The sequence below is a fragment of the Luteimonas rhizosphaerae genome (genome assembly GCF_002849595.1).
GTDB lineage: Bacteria > Pseudomonadota > Gammaproteobacteria > Xanthomonadales > Xanthomonadaceae > Luteimonas > Luteimonas cellulosilyticus.
Map to the genome: position 1 here is coordinate 196,110 of NZ_NRQR01000026.1, position 25,343 is coordinate 221,452.

Annotated in this window: 28 protein-coding genes; 15 read left to right on the forward strand and 13 right to left on the reverse strand. The window is 71.0% G+C overall.

Annotation, left to right across the window (positions count from 1 at the left end; genetic code table 11):
* Nucleotides 1-22: 22 nt before the first annotated feature.
* Nucleotides 23-241 (reverse strand): hypothetical protein, encoded by a 219-nt coding sequence (locus CJ022_RS14250; RefSeq protein ID WP_101927287.1) that lies wholly within the window; start codon nt 239-241, stop codon nt 23-25.
* Between the two features lie 243 nt (nt 242-484).
* Here CJ022_RS14250 and CJ022_RS14255 point away from each other — a divergent pair, with 243 nt between their 5' ends.
* Together CJ022_RS14255 and CJ022_RS14260 are read left to right on the forward strand one after the other, a co-directional pair.
* A complete protein-coding gene (locus CJ022_RS14255; protein ID WP_143703998.1) occupies nt 485-1,015 on the forward strand; it encodes a hypothetical protein in 531 nt (176 codons plus the stop codon).
* Nucleotides 1,016-1,195: 180 nt separating this feature from the next.
* Nucleotides 1,196-3,850 (forward strand): bifunctional diguanylate cyclase/phosphodiesterase, encoded by a 2,655-nt coding sequence (locus CJ022_RS14260; RefSeq protein WP_233198811.1) that lies wholly within the window; start codon nt 1,196-1,198, stop codon nt 3,848-3,850.
* A gap of 78 nt (nt 3,851-3,928) precedes the next feature.
* On the opposite strand, the gene CJ022_RS14265 is transcribed toward CJ022_RS14260, so the two are convergent.
* Nucleotides 3,929-4,468 carry a pyridoxamine 5'-phosphate oxidase family protein gene (locus tag CJ022_RS14265; RefSeq protein ID WP_101927289.1) on the reverse strand — a complete coding sequence of 180 codons (540 nt, stop codon included), beginning with the start codon at nt 4,466-4,468 and terminating at the stop codon, nt 3,929-3,931.
* A gap of 66 nt (nt 4,469-4,534) precedes the next feature.
* A complete protein-coding gene (locus tag CJ022_RS14270; protein ID WP_101927290.1) occupies nt 4,535-4,741 on the reverse strand; it encodes a hypothetical protein in 207 nt (68 codons plus the stop codon).
* A 262-nt stretch (nt 4,742-5,003) separates the two neighbouring features.
* On the opposite strand from CJ022_RS14270, the gene CJ022_RS14275 reads away from it, so the two are divergent.
* Complete coding sequence (locus CJ022_RS14275; RefSeq protein WP_101927291.1) at nt 5,004-5,279, forward strand: hypothetical protein; 276 nt, start codon at nt 5,004-5,006, stop codon at nt 5,277-5,279.
* Nucleotides 5,280-6,116, forward strand: coding sequence for an ABC transporter substrate-binding protein (locus CJ022_RS14280; RefSeq protein WP_101927292.1), 837 nt, complete (start codon nt 5,280-5,282; stop codon nt 6,114-6,116).
* A gap of 90 nt (nt 6,117-6,206) precedes the next feature.
* On the opposite strand, the gene CJ022_RS14285 is transcribed toward CJ022_RS14280, so the two are convergent.
* On the reverse strand, nt 6,207-7,049 hold the full coding sequence (locus CJ022_RS14285; protein WP_101927293.1) for a class I SAM-dependent methyltransferase: 843 nt from the start codon (nt 7,047-7,049) through the stop codon (nt 6,207-6,209).
* 548 nt (nt 7,050-7,597) lie between these two features.
* On the opposite strand from CJ022_RS14285, the gene CJ022_RS14290 reads away from it, so the two are divergent.
* Complete coding sequence (locus tag CJ022_RS14290; protein ID WP_101927294.1) at nt 7,598-8,308, forward strand: outer membrane protein; 711 nt, start codon at nt 7,598-7,600, stop codon at nt 8,306-8,308.
* 302 nt (nt 8,309-8,610) lie between these two features.
* Here the strand turns inward: CJ022_RS14290 and CJ022_RS14295 are convergent, their stop codons facing one another.
* The gene (locus tag CJ022_RS14295; protein ID WP_101927295.1) at nt 8,611-9,681 is read right to left on the reverse strand and encodes a zinc-binding metallopeptidase family protein; all 1,071 of its coding nucleotides are present in this window, start codon (nt 9,679-9,681) and stop codon (nt 8,611-8,613) included.
* Nucleotides 9,682-9,993: 312 nt separating this feature from the next.
* Between CJ022_RS14295 and CJ022_RS14300 the strand changes: the two genes are divergently transcribed.
* Both CJ022_RS14300 and CJ022_RS14305 read left to right on the forward strand, forming a co-directional pair.
* Nucleotides 9,994-10,818, forward strand: coding sequence for an alpha/beta fold hydrolase (locus CJ022_RS14300; RefSeq protein ID WP_101927296.1), 825 nt, complete (start codon nt 9,994-9,996; stop codon nt 10,816-10,818).
* A gap of 98 nt (nt 10,819-10,916) precedes the next feature.
* The gene (locus tag CJ022_RS14305; protein ID WP_101927297.1) at nt 10,917-12,026 is read left to right on the forward strand and encodes a catalase family protein; all 1,110 of its coding nucleotides are present in this window, start codon (nt 10,917-10,919) and stop codon (nt 12,024-12,026) included.
* A 45-nt stretch (nt 12,027-12,071) separates the two neighbouring features.
* Here the strand turns inward: CJ022_RS14305 and CJ022_RS14310 are convergent, their stop codons facing one another.
* Nucleotides 12,072-12,440 (reverse strand): RcnB family protein, encoded by a 369-nt coding sequence (locus tag CJ022_RS14310; protein ID WP_101927298.1) that lies wholly within the window; start codon nt 12,438-12,440, stop codon nt 12,072-12,074.
* Between the two features lie 138 nt (nt 12,441-12,578).
* On the opposite strand from CJ022_RS14310, the gene CJ022_RS14315 reads away from it, so the two are divergent.
* Nucleotides 12,579-13,676, forward strand: a complete 1,098-nt coding sequence (locus CJ022_RS14315; protein WP_101927565.1) for a DNA glycosylase AlkZ-like family protein — start codon at nt 12,579-12,581, stop codon at nt 13,674-13,676.
* Between the two features lie 13 nt (nt 13,677-13,689).
* On the opposite strand, the gene CJ022_RS14320 is transcribed toward CJ022_RS14315, so the two are convergent.
* The gene (locus CJ022_RS14320; RefSeq protein WP_101927299.1) at nt 13,690-14,472 is read right to left on the reverse strand and encodes a transglutaminase family protein; all 783 of its coding nucleotides are present in this window, start codon (nt 14,470-14,472) and stop codon (nt 13,690-13,692) included.
* A gap of 132 nt (nt 14,473-14,604) precedes the next feature.
* Here CJ022_RS14320 and CJ022_RS14325 point away from each other — a divergent pair, with 132 nt between their 5' ends.
* Both CJ022_RS14325 and CJ022_RS14330 read left to right on the forward strand, forming a co-directional pair.
* The gene (locus CJ022_RS14325; protein WP_101927300.1) at nt 14,605-15,831 is read left to right on the forward strand and encodes a GAF domain-containing sensor histidine kinase; all 1,227 of its coding nucleotides are present in this window, start codon (nt 14,605-14,607) and stop codon (nt 15,829-15,831) included.
* 209 nt (nt 15,832-16,040) lie between these two features.
* The gene (locus CJ022_RS14330; protein ID WP_101927301.1) at nt 16,041-16,217 is read left to right on the forward strand and encodes a CsbD family protein; all 177 of its coding nucleotides are present in this window, start codon (nt 16,041-16,043) and stop codon (nt 16,215-16,217) included.
* Between the two features lie 110 nt (nt 16,218-16,327).
* Here the strand turns inward: CJ022_RS14330 and dinG are convergent, their stop codons facing one another.
* Complete coding sequence (dinG, locus tag CJ022_RS14335) at nt 16,328-18,505, reverse strand: ATP-dependent DNA helicase DinG (RefSeq protein ID WP_101927302.1); 2,178 nt, start codon at nt 18,503-18,505, stop codon at nt 16,328-16,330.
* Nucleotides 18,506-18,617: 112 nt separating this feature from the next.
* Between dinG and CJ022_RS14340 the strand changes: the two genes are divergently transcribed.
* Together CJ022_RS14340 and CJ022_RS14345 are read left to right on the forward strand one after the other, a co-directional pair.
* Complete coding sequence (locus CJ022_RS14340) at nt 18,618-19,262, forward strand: DUF5671 domain-containing protein (RefSeq protein WP_101927303.1); 645 nt, start codon at nt 18,618-18,620, stop codon at nt 19,260-19,262.
* Nucleotides 19,259-19,711 carry a hypothetical protein gene (locus tag CJ022_RS14345; RefSeq protein ID WP_101927304.1) on the forward strand — a complete coding sequence of 151 codons (453 nt, stop codon included), beginning with the start codon at nt 19,259-19,261 and terminating at the stop codon, nt 19,709-19,711. The genes CJ022_RS14340 and CJ022_RS14345 overlap by 4 nt, the downstream gene beginning before the upstream one ends.
* Before the next feature lie 79 nt (nt 19,712-19,790).
* On the opposite strand, the gene CJ022_RS14350 is transcribed toward CJ022_RS14345, so the two are convergent.
* The 3 genes from CJ022_RS14350 to CJ022_RS14355 form a co-directional block, all read right to left on the reverse strand.
* Nucleotides 19,791-20,189 (reverse strand): Rap1a/Tai family immunity protein, encoded by a 399-nt coding sequence (locus CJ022_RS14350; protein WP_101927305.1) that lies wholly within the window; start codon nt 20,187-20,189, stop codon nt 19,791-19,793.
* Between the two features lie 147 nt (nt 20,190-20,336).
* Complete coding sequence (locus CJ022_RS17135; RefSeq protein WP_158238433.1) at nt 20,337-20,480, reverse strand: hypothetical protein; 144 nt, start codon at nt 20,478-20,480, stop codon at nt 20,337-20,339.
* A gap of 189 nt (nt 20,481-20,669) precedes the next feature.
* Nucleotides 20,670-21,122 (reverse strand): RrF2 family transcriptional regulator, encoded by a 453-nt coding sequence (locus CJ022_RS14355; RefSeq protein WP_101927306.1) that lies wholly within the window; start codon nt 21,120-21,122, stop codon nt 20,670-20,672.
* A gap of 140 nt (nt 21,123-21,262) precedes the next feature.
* Between CJ022_RS14355 and CJ022_RS14360 the strand changes: the two genes are divergently transcribed.
* The 3 genes from CJ022_RS14360 to CJ022_RS14370 all read left to right on the forward strand — a co-directional run bounded on the left by CJ022_RS14360 (nt 21,263) and on the right by CJ022_RS14370 (nt 24,210).
* A complete protein-coding gene (locus CJ022_RS14360; protein WP_101927307.1) occupies nt 21,263-22,183 on the forward strand; it encodes an NAD(P)/FAD-dependent oxidoreductase in 921 nt (306 codons plus the stop codon).
* Between the two features lie 58 nt (nt 22,184-22,241).
* Nucleotides 22,242-23,231 (forward strand): serine hydrolase domain-containing protein, encoded by a 990-nt coding sequence (locus CJ022_RS14365; protein WP_101927308.1) that lies wholly within the window; start codon nt 22,242-22,244, stop codon nt 23,229-23,231.
* 160 nt (nt 23,232-23,391) lie between these two features.
* Complete coding sequence (locus tag CJ022_RS14370; RefSeq protein ID WP_101927309.1) at nt 23,392-24,210, forward strand: DODA-type extradiol aromatic ring-opening family dioxygenase; 819 nt, start codon at nt 23,392-23,394, stop codon at nt 24,208-24,210.
* Here the strand turns inward: CJ022_RS14370 and CJ022_RS14375 are convergent, their stop codons facing one another.
* Together CJ022_RS14375 and CJ022_RS14380 are read right to left on the reverse strand one after the other, a co-directional pair.
* Nucleotides 24,211-24,825: a flavodoxin family protein gene (locus CJ022_RS14375; protein WP_101927310.1), complete on the reverse strand. Its 615-nt coding sequence runs from the start codon at nt 24,823-24,825 to the stop codon at nt 24,211-24,213.
* A gap of 112 nt (nt 24,826-24,937) precedes the next feature.
* Nucleotides 24,938-25,204: a hypothetical protein gene (locus CJ022_RS14380; RefSeq protein ID WP_101927311.1), complete on the reverse strand. Its 267-nt coding sequence runs from the start codon at nt 25,202-25,204 to the stop codon at nt 24,938-24,940.
* Nucleotides 25,205-25,343: the final 139 nt, after the last annotated feature.

The following is a 25,343-nucleotide window of genomic DNA, read 5'->3' on the forward strand; positions in this document are numbered from 1 at the left end:
CGGCCGCCGGCACGCACGGCGCTCAGTCCTCGCCGCCGAAACCCGGGCTCGACTGCGCACCGGCACGCGGCGTCGCGGTCATGTCGGCCGACACCTTGGTCAGCAGGGGCGTCCGCGGCGCCGGCGCCCGCTCCGTGGCGTCCTCCAGCGAGGCCGGTTCTGCCGTCGGCTGGCGGCCTTTCCACGCCTTGTACGCGAAATAGCCCAGTGCGCCGACGGCGGCGATCTTCAGCATGCCCATGTCGAATCTTCTGCAGTTGTGCGGGGCGGGCAGGATGCGATGGCCGCGGTGATCCGGGCGTGACCTGCGGCGCGCGGCGCATCGCTCGCAGTGCGACGAAGCGGTGGTCGACGCCGCACGCCGTGACATGGCTGCGCACCCATCGCGGGCGTGTGCACAACTTTCAGGCTTGTCTGATTGCGCCCGGTGGCGCCCGCGCCGCAGGCTCTGCGCCCCGGGCCCCGTCCCGTCCAGGAGCCGGTGTTGCGGAGTCCACGTGTCCTGCTGTTGCTGCTGTGGTGCTGCGGGCTGGTCGCGGGCTGCGATCGGGGTCCGCGCTGGCCTGCGCACAGCGCAGCCGATCCCGCGGTCGCCACGCCGGCGATGCCGGTGACGATCACCGGCGAAGACGGATTCCTGGCAGAGGACGTTGCGCAGGCTACGGCTGCGCGTTCGACGCTGCGCAGCGGCATGGCCTACGGCGACTTCCGGGCACAGCTGCTCGACCACGGCTGGACGCCGGTCGTCGATCGCGACTGCCGTCCGGATTCGCCCGACGCCGCCGCCGTCGCGTGCGCACTGCAGCCGGACCTGTCGGATTGCGGCCCCTGCGCGGCGCTGCCCGAACTGCAGGCCTGCAGCGCCGACGGGCGCTGTCGCGCGCGCTTCCGGCATGCGGTCTCCGGCCATCGTCTGGAGGTGCGGGTCGCCGGCGACATCGACGCATGGCAGGACACGGGTGTGGACCCTGGCCTGCACCTGCGCGACTGGACCCTCGTGCCGGCGTCCGGCTGACGCCGCGCGGGCGTGCACATGCCGCGCGCGGCAGCGGGTGACGCCTGGCGACACGATGGGACGCGGCGCGATGCACGCGCGTCTCGACCGCGATGGCGGCCACGGGCCGAAACCGCTGGCGTCCGGACCGCGATCGGTCGTACCGTCGGGTGTCCGTCAGCCAGGCCGAAGTCGTACGCAATGCAGAATCCCCTCGCCACGCCGGCCACCGCATCGACGCAGGGCCGCCGTGCGTACGCGGGTGGCGGCATGTCGGCGTTGTCGCCGCTCGGCTGGGCGGTGCTGGCCCTGGTCGCGGGCCTGGCGATCACCGGCATCCTGGCGCGTCGCGAATGGCTGGAGGCCCAGGCGCATGCGGCGGCGATGCACGAGGCGCTGGCCGATGCCGCGCAGGGCCGGCTGCTCGCCTCGCTGGATTCGGCCTCGATCGCGCTGCGCGCGATGCAGACCGTCTTCCTGTCGAACGACACGATGGACCAGGCGGCGTTCGACCGGTACCAGTACAACCTGCGCGCGGCGGACGAAGTGCCCGGCTACCGCCTCATCGGCTTCGCGCGTCACCGGCCAGGCACCGGCGGCGTGCCGCCGGCCTACGTTTACGAACTGGTGACGCCGCTCGCCGGCAATGCGCGGCTGCTGGGCCTTGACGTCGCCACGCAGCCGGCCAACCTGGCGGCGCTGCAGCATGCGCGCGACACCGATACGGTGAAGATGTCGGCACCGTTCCGGCTCGCCCAGATCCAGGCACCGGGGACCGCCGCGCTCGGCGTGACCCTGCGCCTGCCGGTGTATTCGCAGGGGCCCGTGCCGGCGGATGTGGCGGCGCGGCGCGCGCGCGAGATCGGCGCGCTCGCGATCAGCCTGCAGCTCGAGCCGATGGTGCGGGATGCGCTGGCCGGACGGATCCTCGAGTTCCTGCACGTCGACGTGCGCGATGCCGGCGCCGCGCCCGGCGCGCAGGCCGTGTTCGTCGGCGGGTCGCGACCGGCGCACGGCGGCCAGGTGATGACGCGAGCGCTGGCGTTCGGCGGGCGTCGCTGGGAGCTGCGGCTGCAGCCCTACGCCGCCCGGCCCGACACCGACCAGGTGCGCGCAGCCGTCGTCGCGGGCGTGGCGATCAGCGTGCTGCTGTCGCTGCTGTTGTGGTCGATGGCCAGCACCCACCGTCGCGCGCTCGCGATGGGCCAGCGCATGGCCGCGCGTTTCAGCGAGAGCGAGGCGCGCTTCCGCACGCTCAACGAACTACTGCCGGTGCTGGTGCTGCTGGCGGACGAGGGTACGCGGCACGTCACCTATGCCAACCAGGCCGCGCGCCAGCGCCTCGGCGACGTGATGGGACGGCCGCTGGCGTCGCTGTTCGTCGACACGGCGATGGTCGATGCGCTGGTGGCCGCCGACGACGACGATGCCCACGAGGCCTCGATCATCGCGAAGGCCGGCCGTTTCTGGGCCCGCGTGTCGCTGGCACCGGTGGTGGTCGACGGCGCGCCGCACCTGCTGCTGACCGCGACCGACATCAACGAGAACCGCGAGCTGACCGAGCGGCTGAGCTACCAGGCCTCGCACGATGCGCTGACCGAACTGTGCAACCGCCGCGAGTTCGAACGCCGGCTCGACGCGGCGTTGGCGCGGTGCGCTGCCGGGCCGGACCAGCCGGGCTTCGCGCTGCTGTATTTCGATCTCGACCAGTTCAAGGTCATCAACGACCTGTCCGGGCACATGGCCGGCGACCAGCTGCTGGTCGAACTCGCCCTGGCGCTGCGCCTGAACATGCGCGAAGGCGATCTGCTCGCGCGGCTGGGCGGCGACGAGTTCGGGCTGCTGGCCTTCGATGTCGATCCGCCGATGGCGCACGCCCTCGCCGAACGCCTGCGCCGCTGCATCGACGCCGTGCGTTTCGTCTGGCACGGGCGCACGTATTCGGTCAGCGCCAGCATCGGCGTGGTCATGGCCGACCGCGCGGGGCTCAGCCTCAAGGACGTGATGGCCTGGGCCGACAGCGCCTGCTACCAGGCGAAGGAGAACGGCCGCAACCGCGTGCATCTGTACCGCGAGGACGACGACAGCACGCGCCGGCACAGCGAGATGGAGTGGGCCAACCGCCTGCGCGGCGCGATGGAGCAGGACCGCCTGCTGCTCGATTTCCAGGAGATCGTGCCGATCGACGCCGATGCCGACACCGGCGCGCACGTCGAACTGCTGCTGCGCCTGCGCGACGAATCCGGCCAGGTGGTCATGCCCGGGACATTCCTGCCCGCCGCGGAACGCTACGGCCTGATGCCTGCGGTCGACCGCTGGGTCATCCGCACCGCCGTGTCGCACTTCGCGCAGCTGCATCCCGCCGGCGCGGACCTGCGCACCTGCGCGATCAACCTGTCGGGCGCCAGCATCGACGACGACGCCCTCGCCGATTTCATCCTCGACTGCATCGCCGAGCACGGCGTGCCCGCGCACCGCTTCTGCCTGGAGATCACCGAGACCGTCGCGGTGCGCAGCCTGTTGAAGGTCGCCGGCATGATCGAGCGCCTGCGCGCGGCCGGCTGCCGCGTCGCGCTGGACGACTTCGGCGCGGGCATGTCCTCGTTCGGCTACCTGAAGAACCTGCCGGTGGATCTGATCAAGATCGACGGCAGCTTCATCCGCGAACTCGACACCGATCCGATGAGCCGCACGATCGTCAGCGCCATCGTGCAGATCGGCCACCAGCGTGGCCTGCAGGTCGTCGCCGAATGGGTCGACGACGTGCGCATCCGCGACGTGCTGGCCGACCTCGGCGTCGACTACGGCCAGGGTTTCGCCCTGCACAAGCCGGCGCGGGTGCTGTTCCAGCGCTGATCGCGTTTTCGCCGCATCGTGCGACGCATGTTCCCGGCAGGCGGACGCAAGGACGTCGGCCTCGCGTCCGGTCGTGCATCAGGGCGTGATGTTGCCTTCGATCGAATCGTCCAGCGTCTTGCCGAGCGCCGCGCCGATGGCCATCTTGGTCGCGGCGACGAAATCGCCGTGCTTGTTGTCCCAGTAGTAACCGGCGGTCGGGTTGACCTCGATCACGGTGATGCGCGGGTCGTCCTTGCCCTCGGTGAACCAGGTTTTCAGGATCGGGTTCCACAGTTCCTCGATCTTGGCGCGGTCGCGGCTGATCGTCGCCGTGCCCTCCAGCGCGAGGAAGCCCGAGTGCTTCGACGACTGCAGGAACAGGCGCACGTGCGGATCCGCCTCGATCTCGGCGTTCTTGTGGCTGTCCGAGGCGCTCATGAACCAGAGCACGCCTGCGGCGTCGGCTTTCTGGATCGACATCGGACGGCTGCCGCCGGTCTCGCTGCGCGCCAGCGGTGTGGTGCAGAAGAAGCAGGAATCCGCGTCGTCGGACATGTCCTGGATGCGCGAGATCGCATCGGCGCCGGCGAGATCCTGGCGGTTGTGTTCCGGCTGGTTACGGTTGATCGAATCCATGGAAAGCTCCGTGCGGGAATGGGGCGGCCGCAGCGCCGACGGCGTCGGCGCATGGGCCGGAGCGGATCAGACGGTGGTCGGGCCGGTCTGCGGGCCGCTGCGCGTCGACGCGGTGGTGTCGGTCGTGGCGGTGGCGAGCGGGTCGCCGTGCGGCGCGGTGCGCGTGCTGTCGTCGGTGACGGCGTTGGTCGCGGGGGCGGCCTGGCGCTTCTGCCATGCCTTGTAACCGAAATAGCTCAGTGCGCCGGCGGCGGCGAGTTTCAACATGCCCATGAGGGGTCTCCAGTGCGGTGGGTCGGAGCGGCAGAGTGGCGAGGCCGCGGTGATCCGCGCGTGACCTGACGCGCGGCCGTGCATCCGGTTCACCTGCGGCTGGGGAATGGCGCGGCGGCGTGTACGCGGTGGCCGGTCGACGTGCCCCCGCGTCGGCACGGCTCGAGGTCGCGCCCGCCAGAACGACGGTCGGCCCCCTTTCCGCGACGCGTTCCGCCAGAATCGCGCCTGGCCATCCGGCCCATTCATCGGGAGTCGCTGCATGCGCGTCGCTGTCCTCGTCCTGGCCGTCTCGGCCGCGCTGGCCCTGTCGGGCTGCCACAAGTTGCTGCCGGGAAGCGGAGACGCTGCCGCCGCGGCCGATGCGCCGGGCGCCGCGACGCCGATCGCACTCGACGGCTCGGTCGCCGGCGAGATCACCTCGTCGAGCGGCCTCAACTACAGCGACGGCCGCCGGCACCAGTTGCACACGCTGGCGCTGAGCGAGGACCAGGCGGTGACGCTGCGGCTCGACCGTCCGCTCGCGGGCGCGCGGTAGGTGTTCCAGGGCACGACCCTGGTCGCGGCGACCACGCCCGAGGCCGAGGAGACGACGCTGGCGTTCCGCGCCGCGACGGCCGGCGACTACACGGTCGCGGTCAGCGGCGACTCCGCCGCGGCCTATGGCCCCTACACGCTGCAGGCGCAGGCACTGGCGGCCTACGACGGACAGGCGCTGGTGGCCGGCAGCGATGTCGTCGACTGGCTGACGCGCGCGCGCCAGGACTACACCCTGCAGGCCGACAAGGCCGGCCTGTACACCCTCACGCTGGCCTCGACCGCGTTCGACACCGTGCTCGACGTGCGCGGTCCGGGCGTGGACGCCAACAATGACGACGGCGGCGATGGCACCGATTCGCGCCTGCGGCTGTATCTGGAACCCGGCACCTACACGCTGACGGCCTCGGCGCTGGAGGGTAAACCCGGCGCCGGCGATTTCGCGCTCGGCGTGCGCTTCGCCGACGTGCCCGGTGGCCTGGTGCGCACCGATGGCACCGCGTTGACGTCGGGGCAGACCGTCCATGGCGAGCTGGGTGGCAGCGGCGCACGGCGTTTCGTGCTCGACGTGGCGGCCGCGTCGACGGTGCATCTGGATGCGCGCTCGGGCGACGTCGACACGGTGCTGCGCGTGACCGGTCCCGGCGGCAGTTTCGAGGACGACGATGGCGGCTCCGGCACCAACGCGCGGATGGCCCTGTCGTTGTCGCCGGGTCGCTACGAGGTCGTCGTGTCGGCGCTCGACGACAGCCCCGGCATGTTCGAGCTCGAGACCCGCATCGAAGGTGCGGATGCCCCGCCGGTGGCGGACGCGGCCGCCGTCGTCGGCGCGGGTTGAGGAGGCAGGTCGCCTCGCCGCGATCCCGCGCGCGGCATCACGCGGCGCTGCGCGCGGCGCCTGCGTCCGGCGCGGCAGGCGCCGCCCGGATCACCGCCGGATCGCGAGGACGCCGTCCAGCGCCAGCTGGGTCCTGAACCCGGCCTTGTCGAGGCGCCGGGCGACTTCGCGCGGCACGTCGCGGCCGGTGGTCAGCTTGTTCGGGCTGCCGGTGTAGTGGAACAGGCGGCCGTCCTTGCGCAGCACGCGCGCGAGTTCGTCGTAGAACGTGCGCGCGTACAGCTCGCCGGCGATGCCGAAGCGCGGCGGGTCGTGCAGCAGCGCATCGACCGAGGCATCGGGCACCGTGGCGATCGCCGCGGTGATGTCGGCGTGGGTCAGCACGAGGCGACCGTCATGTTCGGGCGCGTCGGGATCCGGCGACCACGGATTGAGCGTGCGCAGCCACAGCACGTCGGCGTTCTTCTCGAACGACAGGATGCGCGCCGCGCCGGCCTCGAGGCAGCACGCGGCGAAATAGCCGAGCCCGCCGCAGGTATCGAGCACCACCTTGCCGCGCGGCGCGACCAGCGCGACCTTCTGGCGCGCGTCCTCGATCGGCGAGATCCGTGCCGAGACCAGCATCTTGATGCCGTCGATCTCGAACGTCGGCGCGCCCCATTCGGTCGGCACCAGCTTGATCAGCGATCCGGAGAAGCAGGCGGCACGCGTCCAGTCGTCGCCGTCGCGGTAGTACAGCGTGCGCTCCTTGAGCTTGCCCGGGTAGGGCTGCGGCACGTCGTTCCACAGCCAGTGATCGCGGCGCAGCGTCGCGGTGCCGGTGCTGCGGCCCAGATCCAGCGAGCCCGTCCACACGCCGCGGCGGGCATCCTGCGCGGCGCGCAGCGAGGTCGCGGTCTCGCGGGTCAGCAGGGGGCCGGTGTAGTGGGGCATGACGGGCCGGGGCAACAGGGCCGGGCATCGTAACCGAGGGCCGCCCCGCGGCGCTCGATGACCGGGGGCTGCGGCCGCGCAGGTGCGTCGCCCGCATGGTGGATCACGTGCAGCATGGACAGTGCTCGCACCGGTCGTCCTGTGTCGTTGTCGGAGGCGCGGAGATGCGCATCGAACGAGGCGCCGCATCGCGCGCACGCCTGGACCAGTCACCACCACGTGCAGCGAGCGACGCCGCATCGCCATTCGTGAGTACGCAGGCGTTATGTCGGAACGCGTCCAGGGCGTCTTGTTGGCGCACCGCAAGGCACGCGCAGCAGCGCTGTCGCGCCATCGCACGCCTTCGCAGCGACATCACCCGCTTGAACGCGCGTTGAACCCGGACGTCGAGTTTTCGTCCAGCGGAAGTGAAGGTTTGATTGCGCTTCAGCTGCGGAGGTTCCTACTGCCCACCGCGCGCAGGCCACGAGGGCTTTGTGCGTGACCCAACAGGCTTGCGCTCCCCCGTATTGCGCAGGTCCAAGACCAAGTAGAGAGGAACCTCCCCGATGAAGAAGTTGCTTGTGCCCGCCGCTTTGGCGGCCGCCATGTTCGCCCCGTCCGCATTCGCCCAGAGCATGGGCGGCGATACCTATCGTCCCGACCTCCAGGTCGGCGAAGGCAATGCCTTCGTCGCCGGTAGCGTCGGCCGCACCGACGGCGGCACCGCCGGCCGTTTCGGTACCGGTGATTTCAACGTGTTCGAAAGCCGCGAAGGCCGCAAGACCGGCTATGGCCTGGTCGGTGGTTACCGCTGGAAGGTCGCCGAGAGCTTCGGCCTGGGCCTCGAGGGCGGTTACGCCGATCTCGGCAATCTCGTCGTGCGCAACGCGTTCAACGACGACGCCGTCAACCAGCGCGAAGACGAGAATGCGCTGCGTGGCTGGGTGGTCGGCGGTAATGCGCGCTTCAACGTGACGCCGGCCTGGTACATCGGTGCGCGCGGCGGCTTCTTCCGCGCCTCGGACAACAACGCCGATTACTACAACAGCGTCGGCGAAGACCTGGGCCTGGAAAGCGGCGGTCGTGATGGCCGTAACAGCTGGTACGCCGGTGTCGGCACCGGCTGGAACGCAACGCAGAACTTCAGCGTCGGCCTGCATTACGACTACTTCCGCGCGAAGTCGGGCGACCTGCGCGATCCGGTCAGCGGCGACAGCTTCGAAGGTCCGAAGCGTTCCACCGCGCTGCTCGGTCTGACCGCGGAATACGCGTTCTGATCGAACCGGTGCCGGGCGTGTCCCGGCATCGAAGGAAGCGGGCGCCCCAGGGCGCCCGTTTTTTTTTCAGTCGTCCTCGCGATTTCGTGGCGCGGCGCACGCAGCAGCGCGCTCGCGCGGCGGGCGCATTTGCGTCAGAGAGCGGGCGGCGCGCGCGACGGCGCCGTGTGGGCGCAGTCTTCTTGACGGGCGCCGGGTGAACCGGTCGGCCTGTCGCGCGCGAGCGCGCTCCTGCAGGGGCGTGGTGGCGTCCGCGTCGACGCGGTGCGCGTGGCGCCGCGTGTTCGTCTCGATGCCGGACCTCAAAGCGCGCGCCGTGCGCGCCGGATCAGGCCGTGGATGTAGGCCATCTTGTCCACCACCGGCTTGCGGATCACGAAGGGATACAGATCCGGCTGGCCCATTGCGCGGTTGAGGCTGTTGACTGCGTAGGTCAGCGGCAACCAGGCGTCGATGAGCCGTTGGATGTCGGCGACGCGGTGGGGATCGAAGCCGATCTCGGTCGTCATCGCATCGTCGTCGGTGATGTCGGGATCGATGCGGATGCCGAACGCGGCGGCCATCTCCAGCGTGTCGACGATGTGCAGGTAATGCGCCCAGGTCTCGGCCCAGTCTTCCCAGGGATGCATGGTCGCGTAGCTGCTGACGAAGGCCTGCTGCCAGTCGTCGGGCGCGCCGTTCTCGTAATGCCGCGTCAACGCATCGGCGTAGCTCGCGCGTTCGTCGCCGAACAGGTCGCGGTAGCGCGCGAGTTCCTCGTCGCCGCCGTCGCGCACCAGCTTGTCCCAGTAGTAATGCCCGACCTCGTGGCGGAAATGCCCGAGCAGGGTGCGGTAGGGCTCGCCCATCCGGACGCGCGCGGCTTCGCGGGTCGCGTCGTCGGCCTCGGTCAGCGCGATCGTGATCAGGCCGCTGGCGTGTCCGGTGATGACCTTCTTCTTCGCGCCCGGCTGGTCGGCGAGAAAGTCGAACTCCAGCGGTTCGGGATCGCCGCTGGCCGCGGTCGGCATCGGCAGGCGCAGCCGCAGCAGGGTGTAGAACAGCCGGCGTTTCGCGGTTTCGATCTTGCGCCAGTGCTCGCGGTTGTCGGCCTCGGCGAGATTGGGGATCGTGCGGTTGTGGCGGCACGCGCGGCAGTAGGTCTCGCCGTCGCCGGCGGGCAGCATCCAGTTGCAGGCGTTCAATTCCCAGTTGCGGCAGAAGCGGTAACGCGGGCCGGGATCGGCATGCGCGATCCAGTTGCCGCCGTCGGGCGTCACCGCGCTGAGCTGGGCCAGGTCGGGCAGGTAACCGAGCCGGCTGTTGCAGCGGGTGCAGGCGGTGTTCTCGAAATAGACCACCTGGTCGCAGTGCTGGCATTTGAAGAGTTGCATGGGGTCTCGTGGTCGGGGCCGTGCGGTCGCGTGCCGGCGGCACGATGGAACACGGCACGCGCGGCGCGCGGCGTGTGGATGGTGCGCCGTGTGCGTGAAGGGCGGGTGGCGGTGCTGCGGACGGATGCAACCGATGCGGCAACACTCCGTTGCAGCGTGCGGTGAATGCGCGCGACATCGCGGTGTGCCTGTCTTCCTCGATGCGCGCATCCGCCACGTTCATGCGGCGGTGCGTTTCGGCGCGCGGGTTTCACGCGCATTGACTCGTCCCGCTCGCAGCATGGCCCTCCCGTTCGTCGACCAGGAGTCGCCATGTCCCCCGCATCCACTGCCGCACCGGTCCGTCTGCACGTCGAAGATTCCGGCGGCACCGGCCGTCCGGTCGTCCTGATCCACGGCTGGCCGCTGTCGGCCGCGTCGTGGAGCAAACAGGTCGGCCCGCTGAAGGACGCCGGCTATCGCGTCGTCGCCTATGACCGCCGCGGCTTCGGTCGCTCCGAGAAGCCGGCCGACGGTTACGAGTACGACACGCTCGCCGCCGATCTCGCACGTGTGATCGAAGACCTGGACCTGCGCGACGTCTCCCTGGTCGGGTTCTCGATGGGCGGCGGTGAAGTGGCGCGTTATGTCGCCAACCATGGCGAAGACCGTCTGCACAGCGTGGTGTTCGCGGCCGCGGTGCCGCCGTACCTGCTGAAGACGCAGGACAATCCGGACGGCCCGCTGACCGAAGACAAGGCCAGGGAAATGGAAGACGGCCTGAAGGCGGATCGCGCGGCGTTCTTTGACGGCTTCACCACTGACTTCTTCAGCGTCGATGGCGATCTGAAGGTCGACGAGGCGCAGCGCCAGGACGCAATCGCGCTCGCGCAGCAGTCCGACCAGACTGCCGCGCTCGGTTGCATGCAGGCCTTCGCGACGACCGACTTCCGCGAGGATCTGAAGCGCGTCGCGGTGCCGACGCTCGTGCTGCACGGCGCCGGCGACGGCACGGTGCCCTTCGACGGGTCCGGCAAACGCACCCATGCGGCGATTGCCGGCGCGGAACTCGCGGTCGTCGACGACGCGCCGCACGGCTTCAACGTCAGCCACGCGGACGTGTTCAACCGCGCCCTGCTGGCCTTCCTCGAGAAGTAATCGCGATGCGGCAGGCGGCCCGGCGCGCCCGGGCGGCCTGTCGTCGCCCCTCGGGACCGCCGCGTCACACGCGGCCCGATGCCCACCGGAGCACGTCGATGTCCGCCCCTTCTTCCACGCGATACGCCCGCTACGGCGAACGCCTGGCGCAGCCCGGTCCCGACGAGGCCGCGGTGTCGGCCGAGTTGAACGAGGTCCTGCGCTCGATCTCCGAAACGACGTGGGAGGACGAAGGCCACGGCCTGCGGTCGGTCCACGCCAAGAGCCACGGCCTGCTGAGCGCCGAGGTGCGCGTCCCCGCGGGCCTCGCCCCCGAACTCGCGCAGGGCATGTTCGCCACGCCCGGCCGGTTCGCTGCGGTGCTGCGGTTCTCGACGACGCCGGGCGATCTGCTGGCTGATGCCGTGTCGACGCCGCGCGGCGTCGCCCTGCGCATCGCCGGTGTCCCGGGGGCGCGCTTGGAAGGCGCGGTCAACACGGAAGGCCAGGATTTCATCTTCGTCAACGGCCCGGTGTTCAAAGCGCCCGACGGCAAGACCTTCCTCAAGACGCTCAAGCTGCTGGCGAAGACCACGGACCGCATGGACCGCAGCAAGCGGGTGATCTCCGCGATCCTGCGCGGCACCGAACGCGGGCTCGAGGCGCTGGGCAGCGAGCGCACCGGGATCAAGGCCATGGGGGGCGAGCCGCCGACGCACATCCTGGGCGAGACCTTTTTCAGCCAGCTGCCGCAGCGCTACGGCGACCACACCGCCAAGCTGCAGCTCGTACCGGTCTCGCCCGCCCTGCGCGCGCTCCACGGCCAGGCCGTGGACCTGTCGCACGACGACGCGATCCGCGAGGCCGTGGTGGCGTTCTTCCGTGACCACGACGCCGAGTGGGAACTGCGCGCGCAACTGTGCACCACGCTGGCGGCGATGCCGGTCGACGACGCGACCGCCGAATGGGACGAGGACGCGAGTCCCTTCCGCACCATCGCGATCATCCACGCGCCGCGCCAGGACGCCTGGACGCCCGAGCGCAGCCGCGCGATCGACGACGGCATCGGCTTCAGTCCCTGGCATGGCCTGCAGGCGCATCGGCCGCTGGGCGAGATCATGCGTCTGCGGCAGAGCGCGTATGCCTCGTCGCAGGCGTTTCGTGCCGATCGTAACGGGGTGTCGCTGCATCCGGGTTGCCCGGTTCTGGAGGTCCGCTCCGGTCGCTGACGGACGCGCACGCCGGCCGGGACCGGGCGTGCGCGCCCTGCAGGACTAACGCGTCAGCGCGTCCAGGATCACGCCGGTGGCGGCTTCGATCAGCAGGTACTGGTCCTCGTTCTGGCGCACCCAGCGCTGCCCGTCGCGCGGCGCGTGCAATCGCTGGGCGCGATAATCGTCGACGTAGTAGCGGCCGTCGACTTCAGCCAACGGCAGCCGCTCTCCGCGACGCCACGCCTTCCGGTCCCAACCCGGCGGCGTGCGGTCGCGATCATGGTGATGGTCATGATCATGCCGGCCATGCGGGCCGCCCGCATGCGCGGGCGGTCCTTTTCCGGCCGCGTGCCGGGGCGGATCGGCGAGGGCGACGGTGCTGACGAGCACCAGGGCGGACAGGACAGCAGCGAGCGTGGTCGGACGCATGTGGAAACTCCTCGAGGCGATGCAGCGACACTAGGCCCCGTCGCGTGAACACCAGGGCACGCGGGTGTCGAGAACCCATAGCGCCTCGCAGTGGGGCGGCATGCCGCCGACCGGCAGCGCGACTGGCATCATGGCGCGATGCCGTCGCCGACCCTCGACCAGTTGCGTCGCCACGCCGTCGCCCGTTCGCTGTTCCGGCCGACGACGTTGATGCGCGCGATCGCGCGGCTCGGCTTCGTCCAGGCCGATCCGATCCGTGCGCCCGCGCGGGCGCAGGACCTGACGCTGCGGCACCGGGTCATCGGCTATCGCGCCGGCGATCTGGAACGGCGCTACCCGCGGCTGGCGCTGGAAGAGGATTTCTTCGTCAACTACGGTTTCCTGCCGCGCGCGCATCAGGCACTGATGCATCCGCGCACCGCGCGCGAGGTCTGGACACCGGCGCGCCGGCGCCAGGCCGAGGCGGTGCGTGCCTTCGTCGCATCGCGCGGCACCGCGCATCCGCGCGACGTCGACGCGCAGTTCGCCCACGGCAAGGTCACCAACTGGTTCGGCGGCGCATCGAACGCGAGCACCCACCTGCTCGACGCCATGCACTACCGCGGCCTGCTGCGCGTCGCGCGCCGCGAGGGCGGCACGCGCGTGTACGCGGTGCGCGAGGGCGATCCGGCGGCGCCGGCGGCGGACGCGATCGAGCGGCGACTGGATGCCCTGCTGGATCTGCTGGTCGCGAAGTACGCGCCGCTGCCGCGGGCGAGCCTGCGCCAGCTGCTGTCCTATCTCGGGCGCGGCGTGCCGCAATGGGACGCCGCGCGCGCGGGCACGCTGGCGCGTGCGGAAGGCCGCCTGGGCGGGGCGCGGATCGACGGCGTCGACTGGCTGTGGCCACTGGACGAAGCGCCGGCCAGCCGGCGCTGGCGTCCGGATGCCGATCGCGTGCGCCTGCTGACGCCGTTCGATCCCGTGGTCTGGGACCGGCGCCGGTTCGAGCTGCTGTGGGGCTGGCGTTACCGCTTCGAGGCCTACACGCCGGCGCCGAAACGCCAGCTCGGCTATTACGCGCTGCCGCTGCTGTGGGGCGAACGGGTGATCGGCTGGGGCAATCTGGCCGTCGTCGACGGGCGCCTGGCGGCCACGTTCGGCTACGTCGACGGCCAGGCGCCCCGCGATGCGGCGTTCCGCGCGGCGCTCGACGACGAGCTGGCGCGGATGCGGGAATTCCTCGGGCTGGCGTGATGCCGTGGGCGCGTTACGGCTTCTCGCCGACCCACACCTGCATGTCGACCGTCTGCATCCAGCCGTAGTTGGTCAGGAACGCGACATCGGCGGCGTCGCGGCCGTAGGCGACGACGATGCGGCCGCCGCGCGGCGCATCCTGGGTCGCATCGAAGGTGTACCAGCGCCCGTCGAGATAGGCCTCGAACCAGGCGTGCAGATCCATCGGTTCCAGCCCGTGCAGATAGCCGACGACCATGCGCGCCGGAATGCGCAGGCTGCGGCACAGCATGATGCCGACGTGGGCGTAGTCGCGGCAGACGCCGGCGCCGTGCGCCATCGTGTCGAGGCCGTCGGTCATCGCATTGCTCTCGCCGTAGCGATAGGCGATGTGCTTGCGGATCCACGCGACGATCGCACCGACCTGGCCGCTCTGCGGGCCGGCCGCATCGACGATCTCCTGGGCCTGGTCGAAGGTCTTGTCCGACGGGCAGTAGCGGCTGGGCAGCAGGTATTGCAGGGTGTGGTCGGGCAGCAGCGCCGGCGGCGTCGCCATCGTCCATGGCGCGATCGCGATGCCGGCCTCGGTCTCGACTTCCAGCTCGGCGCGGATGCGCATGCGCCCCGCGGGCACGACGAAGCGCTGGCAGAGGTTGCCGAAGGAGTCGACGAATTCGGTGGGCTGCACGTCCGGGTCGAAGGCGTAGCTCTCGCTGACCAGCCACTGGGCGTCGCCGCTGCGCGGGCGCAGCATCGCCACCACTGCGCAATCCACGTCGGCTTCGACGACGAGCTCGCAACCGGCCAGCAGGCGCATGGGGAATTCCTGATTCGGGAGCGCCCACGCTAGAGCGCGACCTGTGTAGCGGGTGTGGGTGTCCGGCGTCGCGTGTGGAAGGTGCGGGCCGTTGGGCGTAGGCTCCAGCCGTCCAGGACCGGACCGACCGCGATGCATGACACCCACCAGACCCAGCGCGATGTCGAGGCCGTCGGCCGCATCGCCGCCGTGCCGCGGATCCTCGAGGTCGTCGCGCGCACGACCGGGCTGCGCTTCGCCGCCGTCGCGCGCGTTACCGAATCGCGCTGGACCGCGTGCGCGGTCCATGACGAGCTCGACTTCGGCCTGCAGTCCGGCGGCGAACTCGACGTGCGCACGACGATCTGCGACGAGATCCGCCAGCACCAGCAGCCGGTCGCGTTCGGCCAGGCCAGCACGCATCCGCAGTTCAGCACCCACCGGACGCCGCAGCTGTACGGACTCGAGAGCTACATCTCGGTGCCGATCTTCCGCGCCAGCGGCGAGTTCTTCGGCACGCTGTGCGCGATCGATCCGCGGCCGTCGCGGGTCGACGACCCGGACACCATCCGCACCCTGGAGCTGTTCGCCCAGCTGATCGGACTGCAGCTCGAGAGCGACGAGAAGTTCGCGCTGAGCCAGGCCGCGCTGCACACCGCGCTGGATGTCGCCAAGCTGCGCGAGCGTTTCATCCGCGATGTCAGCGAGGATTTCCGCGAGCCGATCCAGGCCGTGATCATGGAGACCTATCTGATCAAGACCGGCGCGACCCTCGATACCGACACGCGCGAGCGCGTCGGCCGCATCGAGGAGCACATCTGGCAGATGTCCTCGCTGCTCGACGACATCGTCGACTTCGCGCACGACAAGCTCGCCGCCGGCCTGCCGCTGGCGCAGGTGTCGGCGGCGGCGCTGTCGGCCGAGCTGCAGCGGGTGTTGTCGCAGGTGGTGACGGCGCATCCCGATCGCGCCTTCGCGAGTGCGGTGCGCATCCACGCCGACGTCGACTGCGACCCTCCGCGCATCGGCCAGCTGCTGGTGAACCTGGTGCTCAACGTGGTGCGCCACGACGACACCGCGCAGACGGTGGCGATCGATGTCGGCACCACGGCGGATGCCCTGGTGCTGCGCGTCGGCGTCGCCGGGCTCGCGCTGCCGGACGGATTGCTCGACACGGTCGCCGGGCCGCTGCCCAATCCCAGCGGCGATGCGCGTCGCACCGGCTGGGACTTCTTCATCGCCGGCGAGATCGCCCGCGCGCACGGCGGCCGGATCGATGCGGTGCAGATCGCCGGCGGAGGCGAGCTGGTGTTCACGATGCCGCTGCGCGTGTCGGTCGCGGTGCCGGCGGCGTCCGAGGCGGGACGCGTCGACGCCTGACGGGTTCGGCGCCGCGTCCTGATCGCGGCTACGGCAGGCGTCTCGGCAGCGAAGCAAACGCGCCCGTCCGCGCGCCCGCATCACGCCGGATTCGCCTCGCTGAATCGATGCGTGCCGACGGTGCGCAGCCTGCAATCCCTTCACCCGCGCATGGCGATCTGCGGTCTATATCGTCTGCACCCTGCAATCCAGCAGGCGGAGCGATCGACATGGACAAGAACCGTACCGATGGTCTGAAGAACCAGGTCAAGGGCACCGCGAAGGAAGTCACCGGCAAGGTGACCGGCAACAAGACCAAGGAACTCGCCGGCAAGACGCAGAAGGAAGTCGGCAAGGCCCAGAACGCCGCGGGCAAGGCCGTCGACGGCGCACGCAAGCCGCGCTGAGATGGGCCGGCCGGGCAGGCGCCTCGCGAGGCCTGCCCGGCGTCAGGATGTCCGGCGACAGGCGGCTCCGGCCGCCTGTCCTGCGTGACGGCGGTGGCCGCCCGCGTCGCTCAGCCGATGACGCGCTCGAACGGCGGCAGTGCGTCGAGGATGCGTTTGCCGTAGCGGCGGCTGATCAGCCGCGAATCGAGGATGATCACGCGGCCGGTGTCGCTGGAGGTGCGGATCAGGCGCCCGGCGAACTGGGTCAGCGTGCGCAGCGCATGCGGCACCGCGATCAGGTTGAAGGCGTTGAGGCCGCGGCCTTCGAGCCATTCGCTGAGCGTCGAGGTCTGTGGATCGGTCGGCACCGCGAACGGCACCTGGGTGATGACTACCGTCGTACAGGCCTCGCCGGGTAGATCGAGACCTTCGCCGAACGAGTTGAGGCCGAACAGCACCGAGCCGTCTTTCGCCGCGACACGCTTGAGATGCTCGGCGACGACCTGCGACTTGTTGGTGCTGGTCTGCATCTGCACCTGCGCGCGGCGCGAGGCAGGCAGCAGCTCGGCGACCTTCTCCATCTTCCAGCGCGAGGTGAAGAGCACCATGCTGCCCTTCTTCCAGTCGAGCTCGCGCACCAGGTACTCGGCGATCGCCTTGGGGTGGCCTTCGCGGTCGTCGGGCGTGACCGGGAAGTTCGGCACGATCAGCTGCGCCTGCCTGCGCAGCTCGAAGGGCGAGGGCAGCGACGCGGTCTCGGCGTGATCCGGCAGGCCGGTATCGATGGCGAAGGACTGGAAATCGCCGCCGCCGGTCAGCGTCGCCGAGGTCATGCCCACCGAGTCGACGTCCTTCCACAGCAGTTGCCGCAACACCTGCGCGGCCGAGACCGGCGAGCAATGGCAGACCAGGTCGCCTTCGCGGGTCGCGGTGACCCAGCGTGCGAACGGCGGCTGGCCCTCGCGGTCCTCGCGGCGCCAGCCCGACCACAGGTCGTGCTGCTGCTCGACCATCTCCAGCGCCATGCCGAGGCTGCGCTGCAGGCGCTCGCGCGCGGGATCGTCCTGCTTGCTGCGGGCGACCAGGGTCTGCGCCGCGTGCACCCAGTTGAACAGGGCGCGGGTGTCGTCGCCGAGCACCTCGATCGCCGGCAACCACGCGTCGGGCAGACGGCCGTTGGCGGCGCGCCACATCGGATCGCGGTCGTCGGGTTCCGGCCGCCACACGGCGTCGATCTCGGTCCGGAACGCCTTGAGCGCCTTCGCCACCCGCGTCGCCAGTTCGATCGCCTCGTTCGGCAGCAGCGTGCCGATCTTGTCCTTGTCGACGAGGCGGTAGGCGCCGGCGATCAGGATCTGCAGCCGCGACACGCGCCGCGCCATGTCGCCGAGCGGCAGGCGCGCGGCGCCCTGGTCGATCGCCACGCTGGCGACGTGATGGCCTTCGTCGAGCACCAGCAGCATGTCGGCCGGCGCGGCGAGCAGTGGCTGGCCGTTCTCGACGTCGCCCAGCGACAGCGACGACAGCAGCAGCGCGTGGTTGGTGACGACGATCTGCGCCTCGCGCACCGTGTTGCGCGACTTCAGCACGGGACACTGCTGGGCGAAGCTGCAGCGGCGACCGGCGCAGCCCGAGGCCGGCGTGGTGATGCGCGTGCGCAGCGCCGGCGAGACCGGCTCGGGCGCGGCATCCAGATCGCCGTCCCACAGCCGGTCCGCGTGGGCCTCGAGCAGCCGCCGCGCGGCGTCGGCCTCGTGCGGCGCCAGCGGGCGGTCGTAGAGCTGGGCCTCGTAATCGCCGCCTTCGTCGGCGCCGAGCGGCGCATCGCCGAACGCGGTGTCGCCGAAAATATGGGTCTGGCTGGTCTCGCCATGCAGTTCGGCCGCGTTGCGCGTGCACAGGTAACGCGTGCGGCCCTTGGCCAGCGCGACAGTGGCCTCGATGCCGGTCGCCTTCAGGAAGGCGGGAATGTCGCGTTCGACCAGCTGCGACTGCAGCGCGACGGTGCCGGTGCTGATGACCAGCTTCTTCTTCGTCGCCAGCGCGATGGGCACGCCGGCGGTCATGTAGGCGAGGCTCTTGCCGACGCCGGTCGGCGCCTCGGCGATGCCGATGCCGCCCGACGTCGCCAGGGCGCGCGACACCAGCGCGATCATCTGGCTCTGCGAGCGGCGCGTGCTGAAGCCCGGCGTGTTCGCCTGCAGCTTCGCGTACGCATCGCGGATGTCGGCTTTCAGCGCGTCGGTCAACGCGCGCGGCGTCGCGGCGGCCGGTTCGGCCGGCGACTGGAGGTCGGGTTCGCCCATGCGCGCATTTTCCCACGTGCGGTCGCGCAGGCCGAGACGGATTTATGAACGCTTGACGGGCGGGCCCTACCGGGCTGCTAGATTCGCCGCCACGACCCTTGAAGGACACGCCATGGCCGCCGGCACGCAGGAACTCGACACGTTCGTCCGCGAGGCGCTGCAGCGCGGCGCCAGCCGCGACGAGGTGGCGACGGTGCTCGCCGGCGCCGGCTGGCCGGACGAGCAGGTGCGCAGCGCGCTGGCCGTGTATGCCGACGTGCCGTTCGTGGTGCCGGTGCCGCGCCCGCGCCCCTACCTGTCGGCGCGCGAGGCGTTCCTGTATCTGGTGCTGTTCGCGACCTTGTACGTCTCGGCCTGGCAGCTGGGCAGCCTGCTGTTCGACCTGATCAACCACGCCTTCCCCGATCCCACGGATCCGGAGTACCGGGTGCAGCGGCTGGGGCCGTCGATGCGCTGGGCCGTCGCGTCGGTGCTCATCGCGTTCCCGGTGTTCGCCTTCGTCGCCCACAAGCTCTCGCGCGAGATCGCACGCAATCCGCTGAAGCGGCTGTCGGCGGTGCGGCGCTGGCTGACCTACATGACGCTGTTCCTCGCGGCGACGGTGCTGGTCTGCGATCTCATCGCGCTGGTCTACAACGTGCTGGGCGGGGAGCTGAGCGTGCGCTTCGTGCTGAAGGTGCTGGTGGCGGGCGCGATCGCGGGGGCGATCTTCACCTTCTATCTCCTGGATCTGCGGCGCGAGGAGGTCGAGGCATGACCGTGTCGGGCTTCGGACGCGGGCTGTTGATCGCCGGCGGCCTCGTCAGCCTCGCGGCGGTGGCCGCGGCGCTGCTGTTGATCGGCTCGCCCGGTGCGCAGCGCGAGTCGCGGCTGGACGCGGCGCGGGTACGCGATCTGGCGCGGATCGAAGCGCTGGCCGCACAGCAACTGCGGCGCGACGGCACGTTGCCGGCCTCGCTCGATGCGCTGCGCGGCGAGGCGCGCCGGGTCGATCCCCTCACTGGCCTGCCCTATGGCTACGCGGTCGTCGACGCCCGCACGCTGCGCCTGTGCGCGACCTTCGCTACCGACAGCGGCGATGCCCTGCGGCAGGCCGAACCCTGGATGCATCGGGACTGGCCGCACGGCCCCGGCGACGCGTGCTTCGAGCGCACCATCGCGCGCGATGCCGACGACGCGACCGGCGTGCCTGCCCAACTGCAGTGACACGGGACTGCGGGCGTCGCTCGTGCGCGTTGCGCGCCCGCAGGGACGGGCGCTCGCCGGGCATCCGAAACGGGGCCGTTCAGGACGCTGCGGCCTCGCAGGGCGCAGTGGCGGTCAGCGCCGCACGCACGAGGTCGGCCGCATTGCCGCGACGCGCGGCCGCGGGCAATGCGTCGAGATGCGCGAAGACGCGCGCGACGAGCTCGTGCGGTTTGACCAGACCCTGGCCGCACCAGACATCGCGCCCCGACGCATCGGCGACGCCGGCGACATAGGCGGCCGCCGTCTGCGCGGCCGCTTCGCGGCGGATCGCCTCGTCGCGGAACGTGTAGGCCGCATTGCCCTTCAGGGCGTCGAGCAGTTCCTCCCCGCTGTAGAGCCAGGTGCCCGCGCGCGTGGAGGCGTCGACGGGCGATGCCGGGGCGAAACCGGCCGTCAGCAGGCCGACGAGGACAGCAGCGCGGAGCAGGATCGTCATGCAGGGAGCGTAGCGCGTCGCATCCGGCGGTTCACGAACAGCGGCTGTCCGTCCGGGCTCCATCGACGGCACGAAATGGCAGGTTGGTCAGGAGTGCGAATGCGGGGATCGCGCGCGCCTCGATACGGCAAATGGAGGACCGCTTCGTCAGCCGCGAACCACTCCGAGTGAAGCTGCGGACGCAGGCGTCTCGTAGACCGAGGTCTGCGGGTTCGCAGGCAGGTCGATCTCGAACGGCTTGCGCGTCATCCAGGTCGCAGCCGCTGCGAGCACGACGCCGAGCAACCACATCACACCCACCGCGATCGCGACCGTTGCCCCGATCTTGAACCAGATCGAGCGGTAGACGGCGCCGCAGTGGGGGCATTCGATCGCCGTACTGCTGATCTGTCGCGCGCATTCCGCGCAGGGAATCCATCGCCATCGTCTCGCCTCACGCCGTCCTGGTGGGCGGCCAGCCTAGCAGGCAGTGCGCCGCAATCAGGACGCCCGCTTGCGCGCCTTCGGCAGCGCTGCCATCCGCGCCTCGAAATCGCGGGCGACGTCCGCCAGCGTCACGTCGCGCAGCCGCTCGCGCAGCAGGGTCTCGGCATCGTGCAGGGCCGTGCCCAGGCTCGCGTTGACGGCCCGTTCGACGAGGCATTGCGGATCGTCGTTGGCCATGCCGATCGCGAACAGGGCGGGCTCGCCGAGCGCGGTGTAGATGTCGAGCAGGGAGATCGCATCCAGCCGCCGCGCCAGCGACCAGCCGCCGCCGTGGCCTTTCTCGGAACGCACGTAGCCGGCATCGCGCAGGCCGCCCATGGTCCGGCGCACGACGACCGGATTGGTGCCGAGCATTCGCGCGATGTCGTCCGACGTCGCCGGCCCGTCGCGCTCGGCGAGGTGGATCAGCACGTGCAGCATGCGGCTCAGACGACTGTCGTTGCGCATCGCGCATCCCGGGGGCTGGAGAACGGACGACATCTTACGACACCACAAAAGTTGCACGATGCAAGACACTCGCGCATCATGGCACTTCATAAGTGGCATGAAGCGGCGGTATCCGGCGCCGCGCCGCGCAGGGAGACGACGTGACATACGACGTGATCGTGATCGGAGGCAGTTTCGCCGGCCTGGCGGCAGCGCAGGCGCTCGGGCGGGCGCGGCGGCGCGTGCTGGTCGTCGACGGCAGGCAACCGCGCAACCGGTTCTCGGCGGCCGCGCACAACATCCTCGGTCACGACGGCAAACCGCCCGCGCAACTGCTGGCCGAGGGACGCGCGGAGCTGGCGCGCTATGCGACGGTCGCGCAGCGGGAAGGCCATGTGCGCGACATCACGGGCGCGACCGGCGGGTTCGAGGTCACGCTGCACGATGGCAGCGTCCAGCAGGGCCGGCGTCTCGTGCTGGCGACCGGCGTGCGCGATACCCTGCCGGACATCCCGGGCGTCGCCGCGCGCTGGGGCGTGACGGTGCTGCACTGCCCCTACTGTCATGGCTACGAGGTCGCGGATCGCGCCTTGGGCGTGCTCGCCCACCATCCGGGCGCGACGCATCACGCGCTGATGCTGCCGGACTGGGGGCCGACGACCTATTTCAGCCAGGGCCGCTTCCCGCCCGACGCCGAGACCGCGGCCAGGCTCGCCACGCGGGGCGTCGTCGTCGAAGACAGCCCGATCGTGGCGCTGCTCGGCGCCGCGCCGGACCTTGACGGCGTGCGCCTGGCCGACGGCCGTATCGTCGCGATCGGCGCGTTGTTCACGATTCCGGCGAGCGACGCCGCGAGTCCGCTCGCGTCGCAACTCGGCTGCGCATTCGACGACGGCCCGCTCGGGGCGTTCCTGCGCGTCGATGCGATGAAGCAGACGACGGTGCCGGGCGTCTTCGCGGCGGGCGACGCCGCCAGCCCCCTGCACGGGGTGGCCGGGGCGGTGGCAGCCGGCGTCATGGCCGGCGTCGGCGCGCACCAGTCGCTGGTGGCCGACGCGGCGGGCGGCACGCCGCCGCACTGAGCCACGCGCGCAGGGCGCGTTCACTGCAGGTACCCGCGTGCATTCCGATACTGCGGACATGACCCGTTGGCTTTCCCTGCTGCTGTGCGCGCTGTTGGCCGCGCCGCTCGCCTCCGCGGCCGACGCGCCGCTCGATCAGGTCCTCGACGCCGCCGGCGACCTGACGCCCCTGCGCACGGTGCTGGTCGCGCGCGACGGCACGGTGCTCGCCGAGCGCGGCTATCGCGGCGCGTCGCCGGGGCGTGCGACCAACATCAAGTCGGCATCCAAGTCGGTGGTGTCGGCGTTGGTCGGGATCGCGATCGAACGCGGCCTGCTCGACGGCGTCGACCAGCCGGTCGCGCCACTGCTGGCCGACAAGCTTCCCGGCACGCCCGATCCGCGGCTCGCATCGCTGACCATCGGTCACCTGCTGTCGATGCAGGCCGGCCTGCAGCCGACATCGGGCCGCCAGTACGGGCGCTGGGTGGCGCAGCGCGACTGGGTGCGGGCCGCGCTGGCGCAGCCGTTCGTCGACGATCCCGGCGGCGGGATGCTGTATTCGACAGGCTCGACGCATCTGCTGTCGGCGATCCTGACGCGCGTCGGCGGCAAGTCGACGCTGGCGCTCGCGCGCGACTGGCTGGGGCCGCAGGCGGGCTTCGCGATCACCTCGTGGGACCGCGATCCGCAGGGCATCTATTTCGGCGGCAACCAGATGGCGATGACGCCGCGGTCGCTGCTGGCGTTCGGCGAGCTGTATCGCAACGACGGCCGCGCGGCGTCCGGTGCGCAGCTGCTGCCGGCGACGTGGATCGCGCAGTCGTGGCGTCCGCGCACGCGCTCGATCTACACCGGCGACGGTTACGGCTATGGCTGGTTCGCGCGCCGCATCGGCGGGCACGACGTGCGCTACGGCTGGGGCCATGGCGGGCAGATGCTCTACATCGTGCCGAGCCTCGGCATGACGGTGGCGATGACCTCGGACGATGCCGCCGGCGCGGCGGGCTCCGGCCATCTCGGTGACCTGCATGCCTTGCTGGCGCGGATCATCGCCAGCCAGGCCTGAGCCGAACGCTGCACGGCGCCGCGGCGCCAGCGACGCGCATGCGCGAGCGTTGCGCACCTGTGACAGAGCATGGCGCCGGTGGGCCTTCCGCGGCTGCGTCGGCGGCGCCATTCCTGCAGCGCGCCCGGCATGCCGCCGGTACGTGGATCCGGAGTCGCCCATGCCCGTCCTGCCTTCGCTCTACATCTCGCACGGCTCGCCGATGACCGCGCTGACGCCCGGCCTGGTCGGCGAACGCCTGGCCGCGCTCGCGCGCGACCTGCCGCGGCCGCGCGCGATCGTCGTCGCTTCCGCGCACTGGTTGACCGCGCGGCCCCGGGTCGGCGGTGCGGCCGCGCCTGCCACCGTGCACGATTTCGGCGGCTTTCCGCAGGCGCTGTTCGACCTGCGCTATCCCGCACCGGGCGAACCGGGCCTGGCGCAGCGGATCGCGGCGTTGCTCGACGCGGCGGGTCTGCCCGCATCGGTCGATCCCGCGCGTGGCCTTGATCACGGCGTCTGGGTGCCGCTGCACCTGCTGTTTCCGGATGCCGCGATCCAGGTGGTGCCGCTGTCGATCCAACCCCATGCGGGCCCGGCGCACCAGTTCGCGCTCGGGCGTGCGCTGGCGCCGCTGCGCGAGGACGGCGTCCTGCTGGTCGGCTCCGGCAGCATCACCCACAACCTGCATGAGGGGCGCGGCGCGGACCCTGAGGTCGAAGCGCCGTACGTGCGGCCCTTCATCGGGTGGATCGAACAGCGCCTGGCCGCCGACGATCTCGCCGCGCTGCTCGATTACCGGCGCCAGGCGCCATTCGCGCAGCGCGCCCATCCGACCGACGAGCACCTGTTGCCGCTGTTCTTCGCGATGGGCGCCGCCGGCGGCGAGCGGCTCGGCGCCCGGCGCATCGACGCGGGCATCGACATGGGGTTCCTGGCGATGGACCTGTACCGCTTCGACGGCGCGGCGACGCGCGCGACGCCGCCCGGGCGCGCGTGATCAGTCCGGCTGCGGCACCGGATACGGCTGCGCCTGCAACACGCGGGCCAGGTGCACGGCATTGCTGGCAATGACGCGCAGCGTGTCGCGCACCTTGTCGGGCGTGGTTTCGAGATCCTGGTAGTCGACGCTGCCCATGGCCTCGCCGACCCAGTACGGCGGGCTGCCGCCGGGGATCGTGAAGCCGACATCGGTCAGGCCCTGGTAGAGCTGCGCGCAGGTGTGGTGCGCGCCGTCCTCGTTGCCGACCACCGCCGCTACCGCGACCTTGCCGAAGGTCGGGTACATGCCGTCGTCGTCGATCTCGGAGAGGAAGGCGTCCATGCGTTCGAGCACCCGCTGGGCGATGCTCGAGGGATGCCCCATCCAGATCGGCGTGGCGACGACGAGGATCTGCGCGTCCATGACCCGCTGGCGCAGCGCGGGCCACTGGTCGCCGGCGCCTTCGTCGGCGGTCACGCCGGGGCGGACATCGAAATCGGCGACGCGGGCGGAATCCGTCTCGACGCCGTAGCGGCCCAGCGCCGCGAGCATCTGGTCGAGCAGGCGTTGCGTCGACGACGGGGCGTCGCCGGATTTGAGGGTGCAGTTGAGTCCGAAGGCGCGCAGGGCCATGGCGGGGTGTCCCGGAAGGAAGGTCCGGCGACTATCGCCAGCGCGGCGTCCACGACGCGTCATCCCGGACGCGTGGCACGACGCGACGTGTCGACGCCGTTGTGGATCGACGTCAGTGCGCAGCGGCGTAGGCGTCACGGGTGTCGTAACGCGCGGTGTAGTCGCTGCGTGCGTCGCGGCTGATCCGGGTCGCCAGGCCACGGCCCGTCCGGGCGGCTCGCCGCAGGGCCGCAAACCGGCGTGCGCCGAGGCGGCGCGCGCTGTAGACGTAGACCGCGCCGTCGCGGAACTCGATCGCGAGTTCGCGCGCGTCGAGCCGCCAGGCCTGCACGCCGCTGTCGCCGTGCAGATTGGCGTAGGGCTGCCAGACCGCGCTCATCGCCGGGCGCACCGGATGCAGGTCAACGGCTCGGCGAGATGCCGGACGCACGCTGGCGCCGGACGGATCGCACGCGTACGTCGCGCGCCGCATGCGATCGACACGGGTGCGGCATCCGTCCGCGTCACGCGCACGCTGC